General features: G+C 72.2%; 3 protein-coding genes. All 3 read left to right on the top strand.

Annotated elements, in window-relative coordinates:
* Positions 1–70 precede the first annotated feature (70 nt).
* Positions 71–1,132, top strand: coding sequence for a flagellar motor switch protein FliM (fliM, locus tag VEC04_RS01075; protein ID WP_324772964.1), 1,062 nt, complete (start codon positions 71–73; stop codon positions 1,130–1,132).
* A complete protein-coding gene (locus VEC04_RS01070) occupies positions 1,132–1,677 on the top strand; it encodes a DUF6468 domain-containing protein (RefSeq protein WP_324772962.1) in 546 nt (181 codons plus the stop codon). The genes fliM and VEC04_RS01070 overlap by 1 nt, the downstream gene beginning before the upstream one ends.
* 31 nt (positions 1,678–1,708) lie before the next feature.
* On the top strand, positions 1,709–2,463 hold a 755-nt coding region (locus tag VEC04_RS01065; protein WP_324772960.1), incomplete at its 3' end, for a MotE family protein.

Genomic DNA, 2,463 nt, shown 5'->3' with positions numbered 1-2,463 from the left:
GGGTCAACCTGATCGCCGCCCCGGGCAAGGTCGACGCCGTGCTGATCGAAGAAATGCTGGTGCAGTAGGCATGACCGACGCCGCCTTCGCCGAAAGTCCGGACCCCCTCGACGATCCGCTGGCGGAGCCGGAAGCGCCCGTCCTGTCGGAACGGGTGCTGAACCAGGACGAGATCGACAGCCTGCTGGGCTTCGACCTCGGCGAGGACGACGGCTCCGAGCGCTCCGGCATCCGCGCCATCATCAACTCGGCCCTGGTCTCCTACGAGCGCCTGCCGATGCTCGAGATCGTCTTCGACCGCCTCGTGCGGCTGATGACCACCTCCCTGCGCAATTTCACCAGCGACAACGTCGAGGTCAGCCTCGACAACATCTCCTCGATCCGCTTCGGCGACTACCTGAACTCCATCCCCCTGCCGGCCATCCTCGCCGTGTTCCGGGCCGAGGAGCTCGACAACTACGGCCTGCTGACCGTCGACTCCAACCTGATCTATTCGATCGTCGACGTGCTGCTCGGCGGCCGTCGCGGCACCGCGGCCCTGCGCATCGAGGGGCGGCCCTACACCACCATCGAGCGGGTGCTGGTCCAGCGGATGGTCGAGGTCGTGCTGGCCGACGCCCGCGCCGCTTTCGAGCCGCTGACGCCGGTGCATTTCAACCTCGACCGGCTGGAGACCAACCCGCGTTTCGCCGCCATCGCCCGTCCGGCCAACGCCGCCATCCTGGTCAAGCTGCGCATCGACATGGAAGACCGCGGCGGCCGCATCGAGCTGCTGCTGCCCTACGCCACCCTCGAGCCTATCCGGAAGATGCTGCTGCAGCAGTTCATGGGTGAGAAGTTCGGCCGCGACAACATCTGGGAAGGCCACCTCGCCACCGAGCTCTGGACCACCGGCACCGAAGTCCGGGCCGTGCTCGACGAGCAGCAGCTGCCCCTGTCGCAGGTGCTCAATTTCAAGGTCGGCGACACCCTGATGCTCAACGCCACCCCGGACTCCGAGATTTCGGTCCGCGCCGGATCGATCCCGCTGACGACCGGCCGCATGGGCCGCAAGGGCCAGCATATCGCGGTCCGCGTCGAGGCGCCGATCGACGTCGAAGCCGCCTCCAGCCTCGCGAAGGGAAGACGCTGATGACCGGGATGATCCTCGACGGCGTGCTGATGATGCTGCTGGTCGCCGCCCTCGGCTACGGCGTGCGGCTGGAGCGCAAGCTCACCGCCCTGCGCGAGGGCCAGCAGGCCTTCGCCTCCGCCGTCACCGACCTCAACGCCGCCGCCGGCCGGGCCGAGGCCGCCCTGGCCTCCCTGCGGGCCTCGGGGCAGGAGACCGATCTGCTGCACGACCGCATCATCAAGGCCCGCGAGGTCAAGGCCCAGCTGGAGACGCTGATCGCCCGCGGACCCGCCCCCGCCCCGATCGCCGAGCCGGTGAAAGAAGCGCCGCCCGCCCGCGCCGCCGCCCCCGCTCCGGCCGCGCCGCCGCAGGACGACGAACGCGCCGCCCGCATGGCCGCCCTGGCCGAACGCATCCAGGGCCTGTCCGCGCCATCGAGGGGCCGCGCCCCCGGCGGGAGCAATGTCGCCGCCATCCTCGGGGCCATGACCGCTAACCAATCCGCGAAGCAAAGCCTCAACCGCGCTCGCCGCAGTCTCGACGAAGACCTGTTCGCCGCCTGAGCGGCCGTCCCCCACCTTTCGAGTCCCGATCATGAGCAAGATCCCCCGCCTGCTGCCCCTGATCGCCGTCGCCATCGGCGGGGTGGTCGTCGTCCGCGCCGTCGGCGTCGCTCCCGGCCTGTTCGAGGGCGCCGTGGCCTGGGCGGAGGAGGCCGTCCCGGCGGCCGCGCCCGCCGCGCCCGCCGCCGCCATCTGCGCCCTGACGCCGGAGCAGCTGGCCCAGCAGGCGGGCATCTCCCCGGCCGAACTGCGCATCATCCAGTCGCTGTCGGCTCGCCGCACCGAACTGGACGCCCGCGACGCCGACTTCGCCTCGATGCTGCCGCTGATGGCCACCGCCGAACAGAAGCTCGACGCCAAGGTCGCCGCCCTCGCCGCCGTCAAGGCCGAGGTGCAGGCCCTGCTCGGCCAGGTCGGCGAGCGCGAGAAGGCCGAGGTCGACCGCCTGGTCGCCGTCTATTCCGCCATGCGCCCGCGCGAGGCGGCCCGGGTCTTCGCCACCCTCGACGACGACGTGCGCCTGCCGGTCGCCGCCGCCATGCGTCCCCGTTCGCTGGCCGCCGTCATGGCCCAGATGGAGCCCGCCGCCGCCCGCGACCTGACCGAGAAGCTGGCCGGCCGTTTCGCCGCCCAGCGACAGCTGGCCGCCCGCGCCGCCGCCGCCGCCGAGGGACCGACCGCCCCGGCGCCCGCTCCCGTCCAGACAGCCGAGGCTCCGGCGGCCGCGCCGGTGTCCACGACGGCGGCGCCTCCTGCCGCGCGTCCGGCGAGCCGCCCGCCGGCCCG

This window comes from Brevundimonas sp., from assembly GCF_035626535.1.
Lineage (GTDB): Bacteria > Pseudomonadota > Alphaproteobacteria > Caulobacterales > Caulobacteraceae > Brevundimonas.
The sequence above is the reverse complement of the archived record's forward strand: the minus strand, read 5'-3'. Positions and strand labels throughout refer to the sequence as shown.